This window comes from Pseudomonas sp., assembly GCF_035497915.1.
Lineage (GTDB): Bacteria > Pseudomonadota > Gammaproteobacteria > Pseudomonadales > Pseudomonadaceae > Serpens.
In genome coordinates this window covers 98512-115609 of sequence record NZ_DATJCS010000039.1, presented here as the reverse complement: position 1 = coordinate 115609, position 17098 = coordinate 98512, and the positions used below count along the sequence as shown (strand labels likewise).

At 68.3% G+C, this 17098-nt stretch carries 11 protein-coding genes; 3 read left to right on the top strand and 8 right to left on the bottom strand.

Annotated features, from left to right (window positions below; genetic code table 11):
* Positions 1 to 3: 3 nt before the first annotated feature.
* The gene (locus VL129_RS12465) at positions 4 to 1122 is read right to left on the bottom strand and encodes an efflux RND transporter periplasmic adaptor subunit (RefSeq protein ID WP_325413146.1); all 1119 of its coding nucleotides are present in this window, start codon (positions 1120 to 1122) and stop codon (positions 4 to 6) included.
* Positions 1123 to 1308: 186 nt separating this feature from the next.
* On the opposite strand from VL129_RS12465, the gene VL129_RS12460 reads away from it, so the two are divergent.
* Entirely contained in the window at positions 1309 to 1947 is a 639-nt protein-coding gene (locus VL129_RS12460) for a TetR family transcriptional regulator (RefSeq protein WP_325413144.1), read from the top strand.
* A 49-nt stretch (positions 1948 to 1996) separates the two neighbouring features.
* Here the strand turns inward: VL129_RS12460 and VL129_RS12455 are convergent, their stop codons facing one another.
* Positions 1997 to 2572, bottom strand: coding sequence for a YceI family protein (locus VL129_RS12455; RefSeq protein WP_325413142.1), 576 nt, complete (start codon positions 2570 to 2572; stop codon positions 1997 to 1999).
* A gap of 24 nt (positions 2573 to 2596) precedes the next feature.
* Positions 2597 to 3151 (bottom strand): cytochrome b, encoded by a 555-nt coding sequence (locus VL129_RS12450; protein WP_325413140.1) that lies wholly within the window; start codon positions 3149 to 3151, stop codon positions 2597 to 2599.
* A gap of 153 nt (positions 3152 to 3304) precedes the next feature.
* Here VL129_RS12450 and VL129_RS12445 point away from each other — a divergent pair, with 153 nt between their 5' ends.
* Positions 3305 to 4711, top strand: a complete 1407-nt coding sequence (locus VL129_RS12445; protein ID WP_325413138.1) for an adenosylmethionine--8-amino-7-oxononanoate transaminase — start codon at positions 3305 to 3307, stop codon at positions 4709 to 4711.
* Positions 4712 to 4849: 138 nt separating this feature from the next.
* Positions 4850 to 5569 (top strand): 16S rRNA (uracil(1498)-N(3))-methyltransferase, encoded by a 720-nt coding sequence (locus VL129_RS12440; protein ID WP_325413136.1) that lies wholly within the window; start codon positions 4850 to 4852, stop codon positions 5567 to 5569.
* A 189-nt stretch (positions 5570 to 5758) separates the two neighbouring features.
* On the opposite strand, the gene VL129_RS12435 is transcribed toward VL129_RS12440, so the two are convergent.
* From VL129_RS12435 to VL129_RS12415, 5 genes are read right to left on the bottom strand one after another with little or no spacing between them, the layout of a single operon-like run.
* On the bottom strand, positions 5759 to 6229 hold the full coding sequence (locus tag VL129_RS12435) for a chemotaxis protein CheW (protein ID WP_325413134.1): 471 nt from the start codon (positions 6227 to 6229) through the stop codon (positions 5759 to 5761).
* Between the two features lie 12 nt (positions 6230 to 6241).
* The gene (locus VL129_RS12430) at positions 6242 to 7243 is read right to left on the bottom strand and encodes a chemotaxis protein CheB (RefSeq protein ID WP_325413132.1); all 1002 of its coding nucleotides are present in this window, start codon (positions 7241 to 7243) and stop codon (positions 6242 to 6244) included.
* The gene (locus tag VL129_RS12425; protein WP_325413310.1) at positions 7240 to 14118 is read right to left on the bottom strand and encodes a hybrid sensor histidine kinase/response regulator; all 6879 of its coding nucleotides are present in this window, start codon (positions 14116 to 14118) and stop codon (positions 7240 to 7242) included. Before VL129_RS12425 ends, VL129_RS12430 begins: the two co-directional genes overlap by 4 nt.
* 11 nt (positions 14119 to 14129) lie before the next feature.
* The gene (locus tag VL129_RS12420) at positions 14130 to 14990 is read right to left on the bottom strand and encodes a CheR family methyltransferase (RefSeq protein ID WP_325413307.1); all 861 of its coding nucleotides are present in this window, start codon (positions 14988 to 14990) and stop codon (positions 14130 to 14132) included.
* A 56-nt stretch (positions 14991 to 15046) separates the two neighbouring features.
* On the bottom strand, positions 15047 to 17095 hold the full coding sequence (locus tag VL129_RS12415; RefSeq protein WP_325413130.1) for a methyl-accepting chemotaxis protein: 2049 nt from the start codon (positions 17093 to 17095) through the stop codon (positions 15047 to 15049).
* Between the last annotated feature and the right edge of the window lie 3 nt (positions 17096 to 17098).

Here is a 17098-nt window from a genome sequence, read left to right as displayed (position 1 = left end):
GATTTACTGTTGGTCGGCGGCGAGATTACCGGCCGGCTTGGTCTGCACCGGCACACCCGGCTTGATGAACTGCAGCCCTTCGGTGATCAGGCGATCGCCGGCCTTCAGTCCGGAGGTGACCAGCCAGCGGTTGCCCACGGCGCGCTCGGCTTCGACGACGCGTGCCTCGACCACACCTTCCATGTTCACCACCATGGCCATCGGGCGACCACGCGGATCGCGGGCGATGCCCTGCTGGGGCGCCAGGATGGCGTTTTCCAGCACGCCGCTGACCAGCTCGGCCTTCACGAACATGCCCGGCAGCAGCAGCTTGTCCGGGTTGGGGAACAGCGCGCGCAGGGTCACCGAGCCGGTGCTGGCGTCCACGCTGACTTCGGAGAACTCCAGCTTGCCGGTGTGCGCATAGGTGCTGCCGTCTTCCAGCTTGAGGCTGACCTGCGCGGCGTTCTCGCCGGCCTTCTGCAGGCGGCCGGCGGCCAGATCCTTGCGCAGGCGCAGCAGCTCGGAGCTGGGCTGGGTCACGTCGACGTAGATGGGATCGAGCTGCTGGATGGTGGCCAGCGGCTGGGCCTGGCCGTTGTTGACCAGCGCGCCCTCGCTCACCGAGGAGCGGCCGATCCGGCCGTCGATGGGCGCCAGCACCTTGGTGTAGCGCACGTTGATGCGCGCCTGTTCCAGGCTGGCTTGGGCCTGCAGGTAGGCGGCGCGTGCCTCGTCGTGGGCCTGCTGGCTGACCGCCTTGTCCTTGACCAGCTCGGCGTAGCGCTCGGCCAGCGAACGGGTGGAGGCCAGGGTGGCTTCGGCGCTCTTCAGGGTGGCTTCGTAGACGGCGGCGTCGATCTGGTACAGCTGCTGGCCGGCCTTCACTTCGCTGCCTTCATCGAACAGGCGCTTCTGGATGATGCCGTTCACCTGCGGACGCACTTCGGCGCTGCGATAGGCGGTGGTGCGCCCCGGCAATACCGTGGTCAGCGCATAGGGCTGGGCCTGCAGGGTAACGATGCCGACCAACGGGGCCGGAGCGGCGGCGCCCTGGGCCGGCGCCTGATCCTTGCAAGCAGCAAGCAATGTCGCGATAGCAAACACGGGAATCAGAGCCACATGGGCGGGCTTGATCGACATGGACAACCTCGTGAAGGGTAGAAAGCAGAAACGCGGGAAGAGAACGGCAAGGCCTCTCCCGTCCTCTGCAACACTGTGAATTTGACGGCGCAATATACTTACATCCATGATTGTTTGTAAATAAGCCGATCCCTTTCCAAATATTGCTCCGCGTGCCTGTGTGCGCCGGAGCAGAGCCCCGTAACCATGGCCCGACGCACCAAAGAAGAAGCCCTCGCCACCCGCCTGCAGATTCTCGATGCCGCGGAGCTCTGCTTCCACGAACGAGGCCTTTCGCGCACCTCGATGGCGGACATCGCGCGGGCCGCCAACATCAGCCGTGGCGCCGTGTACTGGCACTTCGAAAACAAGGATCAGGTGTTCCAGGCGCTGCTGGATAACCGCAGCCTGCCGCTCGGTGAACTGGAGGCCGCCACGCGCGACCCCGATGAAAAGGATCCGCTCGGCCATATGCACCGGCTGCTGACCCGCCTGTTCCAGCTGTCCGCGCGGGATCCCGGCTTCCGTCGCCTCAACGAGATCCTGCTGTTTCGCTGCGAATACACCGATGCCACTTGCGGCCTAGGCCAGTTCCTGCCCACCGCCGTGCGGGAGTGTCACGACATCATCACCCAGGCGCTGGCCAACGCCGTCGACAAGGGTCAATTGCCCGCCACCCTCGACCTGCCGGCTGCGGCGCGCACGCTACATGCCTGCGTGTCGGGACTGATTCGCGAGTGGCTGCTGCTGCCCGACAGCCACGACCTGCACCAGGAGGCCGAGCGCCTGGCCAGCACCTGCCTCGATATGCTGCGCCTGAGCCCGGCGCTGCGGCGGGCACCCTAAATGCAAAACGCCGGCGCGAAGGCCGGCGTTTTGCACGGAGGGGGCGAGCTTACTTGCGCACGCCTTCCACGGTCAGGATCAGCTCGACGTTCTCGCTCTGCGGGCCGAGATCCATCTTGATGCCGAAGTCCTTCATCTTGATGTTGGTGGTGCCTTCGAAGCCGGCGCGGTAGCCGCCCCACGGGTCCTTGCCTTCGCCGAGGAACTTGGCGGCGATTACCACCGGTTTGGTCACGCCGTTCAGGGTCAGGTTGCCGGTGATGTCGGCGGTGCCCTGGCCGGTGGACTTCACGCCGGTAGAGGTGAAGGTGGCGGTCGGATGCTTGTCGACGTTCAGGAAGTCGCCGCTGCGCAGGTGCTTGTCACGCTCGGCATGGTTGGTGTCGACGCTGGCGGTCTTCAGGGTCACGTTGACCTTGCTGGCTTCCGGCTTGGCGGCGTCGAAGCTGAAGGTGCCGTCGAAGTCCTTGAAGGTGCCGTAGATCCAGCTGTAGCCCAGGTGGCTGATCTTGAAGTTGACGAAGGCGTGCTGGCCCTGCTTGTCGATCACGTAGTCGGCGGCCATGGCCTGGCCGGCGAACAGGGCGGCGCCCAGGGTCAGTGCGGTAAGGGTCTTCTTCAACATGGGGGGAACTCTCCTTGGTGAATTTCAGTGTTTGGCGCGGCCGAACATGCGCCGCAAGGTGTCATCGCGATCAATCAGGTGGTGCTTGAACGCCGCCAGGGCATGCAGCGCGGCGAGGATCACCAGCGCCCAGGCGGCGTAGAAATGGATGTCGCCGGCCACATCTTCCTGGCGCGGGATGCCGGTGATCAGCGCCGGCACCTCGAACCAGCCGAACACGCTGATCGGCCGGCCATCGGCGGTGGAGATCAGGTAGCCGGAAAGCATCACCAGGAACAGGCCGGCGTACAGCGTCAGGTGTCCGGCCGTGCTGGCCAGGCGCACCAGCGGGCTGTGCGTGGACAGCGCCGCCGGCGGCGGGCTGATCCAGCGCCAGACCAGGCGCAGCACCATCACCGCCAGCAGGATCAGGCCGACACTTTTGTGGATGTCCGGCGCGGTGCGGTACCACTCGCTGTAATAGTTGAGCCCGCGCATCCACAGGCCCAGGGCGAACAGGCCGACCACAGCCAGGGCCACGCCCCAGTGCAGCAGGATGCTGGTCAGACCGTAATTGCGGGTTGAATTGCGCCACTGCATGGCAAGCTCCTTGCGTTCGATGGATATAAAGACTACCGACAAACCTATCGGATAAAAGCGAATTTTTTCGCTTCAACCCATCGAACCAGCCGATAGAAACAGCGCCCCGCACTTCGTGCTAGGCTCGCCGGGTTTTCGCCCCGGGAGAGCATCATGAGCCTCAACGATCAATGGATGCGCCGCGACCTGGCGACGCTCTGGCACCCCTGCACGCAGATGAAGGATCACGAGCAGCTGCCGCTGATTCCGATCCGCCGGGGCGAGGGCGTCTGGCTGGAGGACTTCGACGGCAAGCGCTACCTGGACGCGGTCAGCTCCTGGTGGGTAAACGTGTTCGGCCATGCCAATCCGCGCATTGGCGAGCGCATCAAGGCGCAGGTCGACACGCTGGAGCATGTGATGCTCGCCGGCTTCAGCCATCAGCCGGTGATCGAGCTGTCCGAACGCCTGGCGCGCCTGGCGCCGCCCGGCCTGGCGCGGGTGTTCTACGCCGACAACGGCTCCTCGGGCATCGAGGTGGCGCTGAAGATGAGTTTCCACTACTGGCGCAACGCCGGGCAGCCGGGCAAGCAGCGCTTCGTCACCCTGACCAACAGCTACCACGGCGAAACCGTGGCGGCCATGTCGGTGGGCGACGTGGCGCTGTTCACCGAAACCTATCGGCCGCTGCTGCTCGACACCCTCAAGGTGCCCAGCCCCGACTGCTGGCATCGCGCCCCCGGGGTGGACTGGGAAACCCACTCGCGGCAGATGTTCAGTCACATGGAACGCACCCTGGCCGAGCATCACCACGAGGTCGCCGCCGTCATCGTCGAGCCGCTGATCCAGGGCGCCGGCGGCATGCGCATGTATCACCCGATCTATCTGACCCTGCTGCGCGAGGCCTGCGACCGCTATGGCGTGCACCTGATCGCCGACGAGATCGCCGTCGGCTTCGGCCGCACCGGCACGCTGTTCGCCTGCGAGCAGGCGGCCATCACCCCGGATTTCCTGGTGCTGTCCAAGGCGCTCACCGGCGGCTACCTGCCGATGGCCGCCGTGCTGACCACCGATACGGTGTACCAGGCCTTCTACGACGACTATCCGACCCTGCGCGCCTTCCTGCATTCGCACACGTACACCGGCAACCCGCTGGCCTGCGCCGCCGCGCTGGCCACGCTGGACATCTTCGAGCAGGACAACGTGATCGAGGCCAACCGCGCGCTGGCCGCGCACATGGGTCTCGCCTGCGCGCACCTGGCCGAGCATCCGCAGGTGGGTGAAGTGCGCCAGACCGGCATGGCCCTGGCCATCGAGCTGGTGCAGGACAAGGCCAGCAAAGCGCCCTTCCCCTGGCAGGAGCGCCGCGGCCTGGCGGTTTACCGCCACGCCCTCGAGCGCGGCGCCCTGCTGCGCCCGCTGGGCAACGTGGTGTACCTGCTGCCGCCGTATGTGATCACCCCGGAGCAGATCGACTTTCTGGCCGAGGTGGCCGGCGAAGGCATCGAGCTAGCCACCCGCACCGCCGTCAGCGTGGCCATGCCGACCGGCGGGCCGGCGGAGTTTCGTGATCCGGGGTAGCGGACTACATCGGCGGTCGGCGTCTTTCCGGCCGCCGTGTGCACACCGCAACGGCGGCCCAAAAACAACGTTGTCCGCCCTACGGCCGCCCGGGTGCTTTAAGCTTGCCACCTCCCACTGGCTACCCCGCACCTGCCCATGCGCCTTTCCCGTTTTTTCATCGATGCCCCGCTGTCCCTCGGCCGCCACGAACTGCCGGAGGCCCAGGCCCATTACATCGGCCGCGTGCTGCGCCTGGCGCCGGGCGCCGCGGTGCAGCTGTTCGACGGCAGCGGCCGGGAATACCTGGGCGAGCTGGCCGAGGTGGGCAAGAAGAGCGTCAGCGTGGAATTGCGCGAAGTCTTCGACGGCCTGGCCGAGTCGCCCCTGCGCATCCATCTGGGCCAGGGCCTGTCGCGCGGCGAGCGTATGGACTGGGCGATCCAGAAGGCCACCGAGCTGGGCGTGGCGGAGATCACCCCGCTGGTCAGCGAGCGCTGCGAGGTGCGCCTGAAGGACGAGCGCGCCGACAAGCGCCTGGCCCACTGGCGCCAGATCGCCATCAGCGCCTGCGAACAGTGCGGACGCTCGGTGCTGCCGGTGATCCATGCGCCGCTTGGCCTGGACGACTGGCAGCGCCAGGTGCGGGCCGAGCTCAAGCTGGTGCTGCACCCGGTGGCCGAGCCGCTGGCCAGCCGTGCCCGGCCGACCAGCCTGGCTTTCCTGATCGGCCCCGAGGGGGGATTGTCGGAGGCCGAGGTGGAACAGGCGAAAAGCCACGGCTTCCACGCCGCCCGCCTGGGGCCGCGTGTGCTGCGCACGGAAACCGCGCCGGTGGTGGCGCTTAGCGTGGCGCAGCAGCTGTGGGGGGATTTCTAACGGAACGGGCTAGGGGAGGCCCGTTTCAGATTTCCAGCCGACACCGCGCACCACCCCGCCCACGGCGGCCGGGATAAACCCGCCACGCTGCATGTCGTAAATATCTTGATGGCCAACCCTGTAGGGCCGGCTTTATGCCGGCCGACGGATTTTCAGCCAGCACCGTGCGCCATGATCACCCGAAGCCACTCAGATCAGCCCGGCATCCGCCAGCTTCTGCTCCAGGCCTTCCAGGTCGGGGATCTTCACCAGCTCGTCGCCGATACGCACCGCCGCCAGCTCCAGCGGCGCCAGGGTGCCGGCGGCGGCGGGCAGCTCGGCGTCGACCTTGAGCGAGCGCGGGATGCCCTGCAGCAGCAGGGCCAGGAACGGCGTGCCGGGGCGGTCGCCGATGGCGTTCAGCACCGCGATGCGGGCGTTACGGCCGACCTCGGTCCGCGACCCGCTGGCCACCTCGAACGACAGCAGCGGCAGCGTCAGGTTGCGCCAGCCGATGTAGCCCAGCAGCCAGTCCGGCATGGCCTCGCGGCGCTCCGGGGTCTGGTAGGGCACCAGCTCGGCCATGGCCACGTTGGGCAGCAGCAGGCTGCGATCGTGCAGCGGCATCAGCAGCGCAGTCAGGCTGCTGACAGTGCTCGGAAGGGTGGGTGTTTCGCTCATGTTCGGATTCCTTTAGGCATCCCGGGGACGCTCGGCCAAGTGCTTGACCAGCGCCGCCGCCAGTTCGCGCGGATTGCCGCTGAGTTCGCTGTAGCCGCCTTCGCGCAGGCTGTCGGGCATGCTGGAACAGACGCAGCTGTCGGCGCTCTGCGTCCAGATCGGCGCGCCCTGGCGGCGCACATAGGCGGCGGCGGCGCTGCCGTCGCTGCCCATGCCGCTGAAGGTGATCACCCCGCAACGCGCGCCGAACTGGCCAGCGAGGCTGAGCATCATCTGGTCGATGGACGGGCTGTACGGCTCCGGCCAGCCGCGTTCGAGCAGCGTCAGGCTGCCGTCGGCGGCAAAGGCCAGTTCGTTGGCGATCGGCACCACCTGCACCTCGCCGTTGCACAGCGGCGCGCCGGGTTGCAGCGGGCGCACCGTCCACTGGCTGTGGCGACCCACCGCCTGCGGCAGGCTGGCCTCGAAGGCGGCGTCGATGTGCTGCGCGTAGAGAAACGCCACCGGCAGGCCGGCCGGCAGCGCGTCGAGGAAGGCCTTTACCGCCACCGGACCGCCCAGCGAGGCGGCCAGCAGCCAGACCTCGCGGGCCGGCTCGGCCGGTGCCTGAGCCAGGCTCGCCGGCAGGCTCAGCGGCTCGACGGTCTCGTTCTCGTTCAGCAGTCCCTGCAGGCTCGGCCCCACCGCGGCGGCCGGGTCGCCGACCAGGCGCTTGAGCTTGCCGAACAGGCTGCGTTCCCAGCGCGGGTAATGTTCCGAGCTGCGCTCGGGCGCCTTGCCCTCGCCGAACAGCACCGGGGTTTCCCCCTCCAGCAAGTCGTCGAGCAGCGGCAGGTCTTCGCCCTGGGCCAGATCCACCAGCCAGAGGTCGGCGGCGCAGCCGTGCAGCTCGGCCGGCGCCAGCCCGGCCGGGTCCTGATTGAACACCACCTGATAGCCGCTGCCGGCCAGCGCCCGCTGAAGGATGTGGCGCTGCAGGGAGGTGTCGGCGAGGATCGCGATGCGGGCGGTCATGGGCGGCCTACCAGGCTGTGGATGCATTCGAGCAACTGGGATTCCTGGTATGGCTTGCCCAGGTAATCGTTGACGCCGATGGCCATGGCCCGCTCGCGGTGCTTATCGCCGGTGCGCGAGGTGATCATGATGATCGGCAGGTCTGCCAGCTGCGGGTCGTGGCGCACCAGGGTGGCCACTTCGAAGCCGTCCATGCGCGGCATCTCGATGTCCAGCAGCATGATGTCCGGCTTGAATTCCTGCAGCTGGGTGATGGCGTCCACGCCGTCCTTGGCGGTGACCACGTTCATGCCCTGGCGCTCGAGCAGGCGCGTGGTGACCTTGCGCACGGTGACCGAGTCGTCCACCACCATCACGGTCAGGGCATGCGTTTCGCTCTCCGGCGCGGCGGCTTCGACCGCCAGCTGCGGCTGGGCGGCGCGCAGCGGCAGCGCCAGCAGCTGGCGCTTGCGCAGCAGGGTCATGAAGTCGAGGATTACCACCACGCGGCCATCGCCGAGGATGGTCGCGCCGGAGATGCCGGCCACCCGCGCGAACTGCGGACCGAGGCTCTTCACCACGATTTCCCGCGAGCCGGCCAGGCTGTCCACCTGCACCGCCACGCTGTGGTCGGCCGAGCGCACCAGGATCACCGGCAGCGGCAGGGTCTGCCCCATCAGCTTGGGCTGCTGGCCGTTGTTCAGCAGGTCGCCCAGGTAGCAGAGCTCGTAGCGCTGCCCGGCGTACTCGAAGCGCGGCGCGTCCGGGCCGTAGTAGGCCTCCAGCTCATAGGGCGAGACGCGCACGATGCCTTCGATGTTGCTCAGCGGCACGGCGTACAGGTCATCGCCGGAGTGCACCATCAGCGCCCGGTTGACCGAGACGGTGAACGGCAGGCGAATGATGAAGCGCGTGCCCTGCCCCTCGGCCGACTCGATGCTCACCGAGCCGCCGAGCTGCTTGATTTCCGAGGTCACCACGTCCAGGCCCACGCCGCGTCCGGAGATCTGGGTGATCTTCTCGGCGGTGGAGAAGCCGGCCGCCAGGATGAACTGCAGCACCTCGTGGTCGGTGATCTCGCTGTCCGGGGCCATCAGGCCGCGCTCGATGGCCTTGCGGCGGACGGCGTCCAGGCGGATGCCGCCACCGTCGTCGGCCAGGGTCAGCACGATCTCGCCGCCCTCGCGGGACAGGTTGAGGCTGATGGTGCCCTGATCCGGCTTGCCGGCGGCACGCCGCGCCTCGACCGGCTCGATGCCGTGGTCGACGGCGTTGCGCAGCATGTGTTCCATGGGCGCGATGATGCGCTCCAGCACGCTGCGGTCCATTTCCCCTTCGGCGTTGCCGATCACCATGTCGACCTGCTTGCCCAGCTCCGCCGACACCTGGCGCACGATGCGCCGCAGGCGCGGCAGCAGGCGGTCGAACGGCACCATGCGGGTGCGCATCAGGCCTTCCTGCAGCTCGGTGTTGACCCGCGACTGTTGCAGCAGCAGGGTTTCGGCGTCGCGGTTCTTGAGCGCCAGGGCTTCCTTGAGCTCCAGCAGGTCGGAGGCGGATTCGAACAGCGCCCGCGACAGCTGCTGCAGCTGGGAATGGCGGTCCATCTCCAGCGGGTCGAAGTCCTCGTAGCCGGCGCGCTCGGCCTCGGCCTGGTAGCGGCTGAGGATCTGCGCCTGGGTTTCGGTATCCAGGCGGCGCAGCTGGTCACGCACCCGCTCGATGGTGGCTTCCATCTCGCCCAGCGTGTAGCCGACGTCGCTGACCTGCTGCTCGACCCGGCCACGGAAGATCGAGGTTTCGCCGGCCAGGTTGACCAGATTGTCGAGCAGGTCGGCCGGCACCTTGACCAGCTCCTGCGGCGCGCGGCGCGCGGCGGCCTCGCGGGCCTCCTCGGCCTGGCGCACGAAAGGCAGCACCACCCGGGCGCCAGACGCGACCGGCTCGATCGGCGCCAGCGCCTGGGCCGGCGCCCCGGCCAGCGGGGCGTCAGGCTCGGCGAGTGGCGCGGCCGGCAGCGGCGGGGCGAGCGGCGGGGCGGCCGAGGCCACCAGGTCCTCCTCGTTGAGCAGGCCGCGCAGGCCGTCCACGGCGGCCTGCAGGATGGCGAACTCGTTCCGCACCAGCGCGAACAGCGCGTCGGACTGCGGCTCGCCCTTCTGCCGCGCCTCGATCAGGCGCTGCTCCAACTCGTGGCTGAGGGTGCCGATATGCGCCTGGCCGGCCAGCCGGGCGCCGCCCTTGAGGGTGTGCAGGATGCGCAGCAGATCGTCGAAGGGCACCGCCTCGGGCATCGCCTCCCAGTCCTGGATGCAGGACTGCAGCGCCTCGATTAGCTCGTCGGCCTCCTCGCGGAAGATCTCCAGGATCTCCTCGTCGACCTCGCTGGCGGCGGCGGGCGGCACGGGGGCGGGCGTGACCGGCGCTTCGACGGCCGGCTCGCTGGCCGGTTGCAGCGTCACGCTGGGCGGCTCGCTCAGCTGCTCCTCGGGCGCGGCGACATACTGCTGCAGCGCCGCGATCAGTTCCTCGCCGCCGGGTACCGGCTGGCCATCGCGCACCGCCTCGAGCTGGGTCTTGACCCGCGCGTGGCTGCGCTCCAGCAGCTCGAACAGCGTCTCGCCGCTGCGCAGGCGGCCATCGGCCAGCTGCCGATAGAGCATTTCCAGCTCGTAGCCCAGGTCGCCGATCGGCTGCACGTCGGCCATGCGCGCGCAGCCCTTGATGGTGTGCAGGTCGCGCTGCAGGGTCTCGATCTCGATGCCGTTGCACGGATCGGCGCGCCAGCGCTGCAGGGCTTCCCGGGCGTCCTCGATGAGCCCGAAGCTTTCCTCCAGGAACAGTGCCATCAGCTCCGGGTCGGCCTGCACGTCGAGGGCGTCGACTTCGACTTCGGCCTCGAGCTCCGGCTCTTCTTCTTCGGCCGGGGCCTGCAGCTCGATTTCCTCCAGCTCGCCGAAACCATCCAGTTCCAGCCCATCGGCGGCTTCCAGCGCCGCCCACAGGTCGCCCTCGGGCGTGCTGGCGGCCGCTGGCGGCGCTTCGGCGCCCTGCGGTTCCAGGCTGACGGCGCCGGTTTCGCGGTAGTCCTGCACGGCGCGGATCAGCGAGGTGGCCAGTGTCACCGGCTCGCGGGCCTGCAGCTGCTCGATCTGCTGGGTCAGGCGGTCATGGCACTTGTGCAGCAGCCAGGCGAGGGTCGGCTCGGCGGTGAAGCGCTGCTGCATCAGGCCTTCGTAGAGGAATTCCAGTTCGTGGGCCAAATCGCCGATCGGCGCCACCCCGGCCATGCGCGCGCCGCCCTTGAGGGTGTGCAGGTCGCGCTGCAGGCCGGCCAGCGCATCCAGATCCTGCGTATCGGCCAGCCAGTCCTCGAGGAGCTGGGCGGCACTGTCGAGGATGTCGCCCGCCTCTTCGAGGAAGATCTCGATCATTTCCTCGTCCAGCGTATCGAGCGGCTGGGTTTGTACCGCTTCCGCCTGCGGCGCGGGCGTCTCGTCCAGGGTCAACGGCGCCTCGTCGAGCGCATCGAAGGCCAGTTCGAGGGGCTCGAGCTCCAGCAGGTTGTCGGGCAGCGCATCGAAGTCGAACGCGGGTTCCGCCAGCGACGCCGGCGAATCCAGCAACGCGGTCAGCGCGGCGATCCGGTCCGGGCGCGGGCTGACCTGCAGCGCCGCGGCCACCTGATCGAGCATGCCGATCAGTGCCTCGTGGGCCGCCAGGGTTTCCTCGAAGAAGCGCGCATCGGTGGCCAGGCCCTGCTCCGCCACGGCGGCATACACCTGCGACACCGCCTCGCAGAGCGAGGCCAGCGGCGCCAGCTTGGCCTGCCGGGCGCCCTGCCAGAGCGCCTCCACGGCGGCGCGCAGATCGCCCAGCGGGCTGGCCGCCGACGGCTGATCGCGCCAGCCGGCCAGCAGCTCCTCGCTGTCCAGCAGGGTGTCGATATGGTTGCCCAGATGCCGACCGAGCAGCTCGGAAGCGTGTGGCTCGCTGCTGGTGCGCTTGGCCTCGGCCTGGCTCAGCCGCTCCTTCTGCAGGTTCTGCACCGCGCTCTGGAACGCCTCGCTGCCCGGCAGTGGCGCATGCGGCGTGCTGTCCAGCTGCGCCAGGCCCTGCTGCAACAGTTCGCGGGCCCGGGCGAGCAGCGCGGCCAGTTCACGATCGACCGGAATCTGGTGGTTGTGGAATTCCTTGACCAGCCGCTCCAGCGGCATGGCGACCTCCGCCATCGGCAGGATACCGGCCATGTGCGCGCTGCCCTTGAGGGTATGCAGGGCGCGCTGCAGGCGATCGTTGACCGGCTGCGGCAGGACCTGCTCGCACTCGGCGAGGAACTGGTCGAGGGTTTCCAGGTGGCTTTCCGCCTCGTTGCGGAAGATGTCCAGCAGTTGCGGGTCCAGGCAGTTGCCGTCGGTGCCTTCGTCCGCGGCCACCGCTTGGGGCGCTGGCGACGCGGGCTGCTGGCCACGGGACAGGGCATGCGCGCTGGCGGCCAGGCGGTCCACATCGTCGCGCTGGCGCTGCGCCTTGGCGGCGAACTCCTCGACCAGCTCCGGCAGCAGTGCCACCACCTCACCGACCAGCTCGTGCACCGCCGGAGTGGCTTCGATGCTGCGGTCCAGCAGGCGGTTGAAGAGGTTTTCCACCGCCCAGGCCAGCTCGCCGATGATCAGCGCGCGCACCATGCGGCCGCTGCCCTTGAGGGTGTGGAAGGCGCGCCGCACCTCGGTGAGCGCCTCGCGGTTGTCGCTGTTGGCGCGCCATTGCGGCAAGTACTGGTGGATGGTTTCCAGGACCTCGCCGGCTTCCTCGATGAAGACGTCCCGCAATTCCTCGTCCACCGGCTCCTCGTCGGCGGGCGGCGGCAGCAGGCTGGGAGGGGCGTCCTGGGCGGGCGGATTGATGGCCTGCACCGGCGCGGCCAGTACATCGGCCACCGTGAGCGGCGCGGCCGGCGGCGGCTCGCGGCGCGGTGCGGCCTCGGGGGTCAGACCCTCGGCGTCCAGCTCCAGCAGTTCGAATATGGAGGGCAGCGGCGCGGGCGACGGCTGATCGCTGCCCGGCTCGGGCGCCGCGAACAGCTCGTCAACGAAGCCCGCCAGCGTTGCGGGGGCCGCCGCCGACTGCGGCGCCGGCTGGGGCTCGCGCATGTCGTCGGCCAGCCAGTCCAGCGCCGGCGTCGCCGCATCGGGCTGCGGCGCCGTCGCGCGCGGCGGATAGCCCAGACTGCACAGGCTTTCCTCGGCCACGTCGAGAATCAGCTCGCCCTGGCTGGCGTGGTCCTCGCTGAGGCGTTCCAGGTAGTACTCGACGCCGGTAATGGCGTCGGCCAGGGTATCCAGGTGCTGCCAGTCCGGCACCGCGCGCGGTTCCAGCAGGCGTTCGCAGATGTAGCGCTTGCAGGCTTCCAGCAGTTCGGCGGCGCGCTGCAGCGGAATCATCCCCAGCCCGCCGCGCACCTGGGTGAGCAGCTCGGGCACGCGGGCCAGATGCTCGTGATTCCATTGCGAGGCGATGAACTCGATGATGGCGTCCTTGGCCTGCTCCAGGCCGGTGCGCGCTTCGCGGATCACCAGCTGGTGAATCTGCGCCACATCGGTGGTCGGCAGGCGGCTCTGTTCGTTCTGGCTGTCGTTGTCCATGCCGGCGATGCCGGACAGGGTCGCCTCGACGTAGAGCAGCGCGCCGGCAATGTCCATCAGCGCGCCGTCATCGGCGGCCTTGCCGCCGTCGAGCAACAGTTGCACGGTGTCCAGCTGATCGAGGATGGCCTTGCGCGGCTGGGCAAAGCCGAGCACCGCCAGGGTGTCGGCGATCTGCTTGAGCGGCGCCTGCAGGCCGGCCAGTTCGCCGAGATTGCGCCGGTCGCTGCGTACGAACAGGTCGAGGCTGTCCTTGATGCGCACCAGTTCCTCGCACAGCGCGGCAACTACCGAGCGGATCGCGCCGCGATCCGGGCCGACCAGCGAGCCGCGCTCGGCGGCGGTCGTGGCGCCCTGCCCCGGCAGTGCCTGGTCAAGACGGAAGCGCGCCCTGAGTTCGGCGATGCGCGGCGTTTCGAAACTGGCCTTGGCCAAGTGGAACAGCAGGTCCTTGGTCAGCTCCTGCGGGGCGGGATTGTTGAACCCCTGCGGACCCTCGCTCACCAGGCGCTTGAGTTCCCGATCCAGCTGTTGCAGCAGGCCATGTACCGGGGCACCGCCCGGCACGCTGCCGCTGACCAGGCCCTCGACCACGCCGGCGGCGATTTCCCACAGCGGCTCCAGCGGCGACTCGCGGCCCAGATCGGCGAGTTTCAGGTAAACCTTTTCCAGCTGGGCCAGGTTCTTGTCGGTTTCCTGGCCGCGCAGCAGGCCCACCATGGCCACCTGCTGCAACTGCCGCAGCTTGCGCAGCAGCTGGGGGAATTCCGGCGTGTTCAGCCGCGCCAGGGAGTCGCGGGACAGCGCGGGGATCGGCGCGGAAAGATCCGGCGCGAACAGGCTGGTTTCCGACAGCGGCGGCTCGCCCTGCGCGGCGCGCAGCTCGTTGAGCAGCGGCAGCAGCAGCAGCGGCTGATCGGTGCGCGTGCTGTGCACGCGATCCAGATACACCGGCAGCTGCAGGATCGCCTGCATCAGCACCTGCAGCGACTCGTCCTGATCGGCGACGCGGCCTTCCAGCAACGCCTGGACCAGCCGTTCCATTTCCTCGGCGAACAGCGTGGCCCCGAAGAATTCCACCATCCGCAGCGTGCCGTGGACCTGGTGGACATAGGTGAGGCAGAAGCTCAGGCGCGTGCTGTCCTCGCGATTCTCGACGAATGCTTCCAGCGCCTGACGCGCTTGGTTGAGCGTCTCGGCGATTTCGCCCTTGACCCATTCCAGGGCGACATAGTCGTGCCGATCCCCCATAGCCACTCCAGTCATTCGCGTATCCGGGTAAAGGCCAGAACCCGCTCATCGGCCAGCGGACGCAGCAGCGGATGCCGCCAGCCGGTCACCTCGCCGACGCCGAGCACCAGCAGCCCACCCGGGGCCAGGCGTTCGGCCAGGCCGTTGAGGATGTCGCGCCGCCGCCAGCGGCGGAAATAGATCAGCAGGTTCTGACAGAAAATCACGTCCAGGCCGGTCCACGGCGCCTTGTCCAGGTCCAGCACGTTGAGCCGGGCGCAGCACACGCGCGCCGCCAGCTCCGGTGTCACTTGCCAGCCATCCGCCTCATGGCGCAGATAACGGGCGCGGCGTTCGGCGTCCAGCGCTTCCAGGCGCCGTGCGTCGTAGCGCGCCGCACGGGCCTGGTTGAGCGCACCCTGGCTGATGTCGGTGGCCATCACCCCGAACTCCATCCGCTGGGCGGCGCGGCGCCGCACTTCGGCGGCGGAGATGGCCAGCGAATAGGCCTCCTCGCCACTGGCGCAGCCCACGCTCCACAGCATCCAGGGGCGGCCGCCTTCGTCCGTCAGGCGCCGGCTCAGGTAGTCCTCGAGCACGGCGAACGATGGCGCATGGCGATAGAAACGGGTTTCCCGCACGGTCAGGCGATCCAGCAGCGTCGCCCATTCCAGGGCGCCGCGCGGCCCGTCGCCGACCTGGCGCAGATAGGCCTGGTAGTCGTCCAGCCCCAGCTCGCGCATGCGCTGGGCGAGGCGGGTCTGCAGGAACGCGCGGCGCCGTTCGCCGAGCACCTGACCGGTACGCTCCTCGATCAGCCCGCTCCAGGCGCGGAATTCCGCCGTGGTCATGTCGGCCAGGGGTTTCAAGGCCCAGACGCCGCTTGGCTGCATGCCGTGCCCCTCGCTCATGACTCATGATCGGCGCCCCTTGCGAGGCGCCGCCCCTGTCAGGCCTCGTCGCGGCCCGCCGGCAGCTTGAAGCCGGACACCGAGTTGCGCATCTCGCTGGCCAGCTTGGCCAGGTTGCCGATGCTGCGCGCCGTGGCGGTGGTACCGGTGGAGGTCTGCGAGGTGATCTCCTGGATCACGTTCATGGTGCTGGAGATGTGGCCGGCCGAGGAGGCCTGCTGGCGCGCCGCGTTGGAAATGTTCTGGATCAGCGCGGCCAGGGTCTTGGATACCTTTTCGATCTCTTCCAGCGACACCCCGGCATCCTGGGCCAGGCGCGCACCGCGCACCACTTCGGAGGTGGTCTGCTCCATGGAGATCACCGCCTCGTTGGTGTCGGTCTGGATCGCCTTCACCAGCGTTTCGATCTGCTTGGTCGCCGCCGAGGAGCGTTCGGCGAGGCGCTGCACTTCGTCGGCCACCACGGCGAAGCCGCGGCCGGCGTCGCCGGCCATCGACGCCTGGATGGCGGCGTTCAGGGCGAGGATGTTGGTCTGGTCGGCGATGTCGTTGATCAGGCTGACGATGTCGCCGATCTCCTGGGACGATTCACCCAGGCGCTTGATGCGCTTGGCGGTGTCCTGGATCTGCTCGCGAATGCTGTCCATGCCGGTGATGGTGTTGTGCACCACCTCGTTGCCCTTGTTGGCGATGGCCACGGAACGCTCGGCCACCGCGGTGGATTCGGCGGCGTTGGCCGACACCTGGTCAATGGACACGGCCATTTCGTTGATCGCGGCCGAAGCCCCGGCGATTTCCTGGGCCTGATGCTCGGACGCCTCGGCCAGGTGCATGGCGGTGGCCTGGGTTTCCTGGGCGGCGGCGGATACCTGCACGGCGGTCTGGTTGATCGCTCGCACCAGGTCGCGCATCTGGTCGATGGAGAAGTTGATCGAGTCGGCGATGGCGCCGGTGAAGTCCTCGGTCACGGTGGCGGTCACCGACAGGTCACCGTCGGCCAGGTCGGCGATTTCGTCGAGCAGACGCAAAATGGCGGTCTGGTTGCGCTCGTTCTTCTCGGCGGTTTCCTGCAGGCGGCGGCGGGTGTCCTGCACCATCACCGAACCGATGAGGATCACCGCGGCCAGCGCCAGCGCGCCGAGCACGTAGGTGGCCAGGGTGTTCAGGTAGCGACCGTTGGCCAGCTCGTCGAAGCCGATGGCCAGGTCGGAAGCCTTGTCCAGCAGGGTTTGCGAGGTGCTGAAGATGTTGCCGGCCGATTCGCGCACTTGGAACAGTTCGGGCGAGGTTTCCAGAATCTCGTCCACCGAGCCGGAAACGAATTCGAACAACTCGGCGATCTCCGCCAGACGCTCGCGTGCCTCGGGCTCGGCTACCCGGGTAATCTCCATGGCGCGGTTGCCTTCCAGCATGGCGTTGAGCACGCGACCGAACAGGCTGGCGTCGCGGCCGAACATGTCGGCGGCCTGCACCGAGTCTTCGTCACCGGCCAGTACCTTGTTGACCGCGCCGAGGATCCGTTCCGCCAGCAGCGACTGGCGCTGGGCCACGGCCACCTGGGCGGAGGGCGCGCCGCTCTGCAGGAGGATGTCCACCACTTCTTCGTACTCAACCTGCAGCTGCGGGATGGTTTCCGACAGGGTGGCAGCCACCTGGTGCAGGGACAGCACGGTCTGCTCGCTGGAGAGGATGACGTCGGTGTCGCGGCGCAGACGGTTCCAGTCCTTCTCCACCGCATCCATCTGCGGCGCGACCTGGAAGGACACCATCGGCAGACCGGTGTCCGGATCGCCCTTGGTCAGGTAGCCCCAGCGGCGGTCGAAATCGTTGCGGGCGTCCTTGAGCAGGGCGAAGGCCTCGGCCTTGCCCGCCGCCGCTTCGGTGGCGTTCTTGGCGATACGCTGCGACAGCACGCGCAGCTCACCGGCGTGGGTGATGTATTCGGTGTCGTAGCCCGCCTGCACGTTCAGGTACGTGAAGTTGGCGAACAGCAGCACGATGGTGACGATCAGGCCGATGAACAGACCGACGATCAGCGAACTGCTGCGCATGCCCGTAAACATGTTTCCCACTTTGCTTTTCTTCATGAA

Excerpts from the sequence above, each read along its gene's own strand:
- VL129_RS12465 (WP_325413146.1), bottom strand. The coding sequence starts at position 1,122 with ATGTCGATCAAGCCCGCCCATGTGGCTCTGATTCCCGTGTTTGCTATC.
- VL129_RS12460 (WP_325413144.1), top strand. The coding sequence starts at position 1,309 with ATGGCCCGACGCACCAAAGAAGAAGCCCTCGCCACCCGCCTGCAGATT.
- VL129_RS12455 (WP_325413142.1), bottom strand. The coding sequence starts at position 2,572 with ATGTTGAAGAAGACCCTTACCGCACTGACCCTGGGCGCCGCCCTGTTC.
- VL129_RS12450 (WP_325413140.1), bottom strand. The coding sequence starts at position 3,151 with ATGCAGTGGCGCAATTCAACCCGCAATTACGGTCTGACCAGCATCCTG.
- VL129_RS12445 (WP_325413138.1), top strand. The coding sequence starts at position 3,305 with ATGAGCCTCAACGATCAATGGATGCGCCGCGACCTGGCGACGCTCTGG.
- VL129_RS12440 (WP_325413136.1), top strand. The coding sequence starts at position 4,850 with ATGCGCCTTTCCCGTTTTTTCATCGATGCCCCGCTGTCCCTCGGCCGC.
- VL129_RS12435 (WP_325413134.1), bottom strand. The coding sequence starts at position 6,229 with ATGAGCGAAACACCCACCCTTCCGAGCACTGTCAGCAGCCTGACTGCG.
- VL129_RS12430 (WP_325413132.1), bottom strand. The coding sequence starts at position 7,243 with ATGACCGCCCGCATCGCGATCCTCGCCGACACCTCCCTGCAGCGCCAC.
- VL129_RS12425 (WP_325413310.1), bottom strand. The coding sequence starts at position 14,118 with ATGGGGGATCGGCACGACTATGTCGCCCTGGAATGGGTCAAGGGCGAA.
- VL129_RS12420 (WP_325413307.1), bottom strand. The coding sequence starts at position 14,990 with ATGCAGCCAAGCGGCGTCTGGGCCTTGAAACCCCTGGCCGACATGACC.
- VL129_RS12415 (WP_325413130.1), bottom strand. The coding sequence starts at position 17,095 with ATGAAGAAAAGCAAAGTGGGAAACATGTTTACGGGCATGCGCAGCAGT.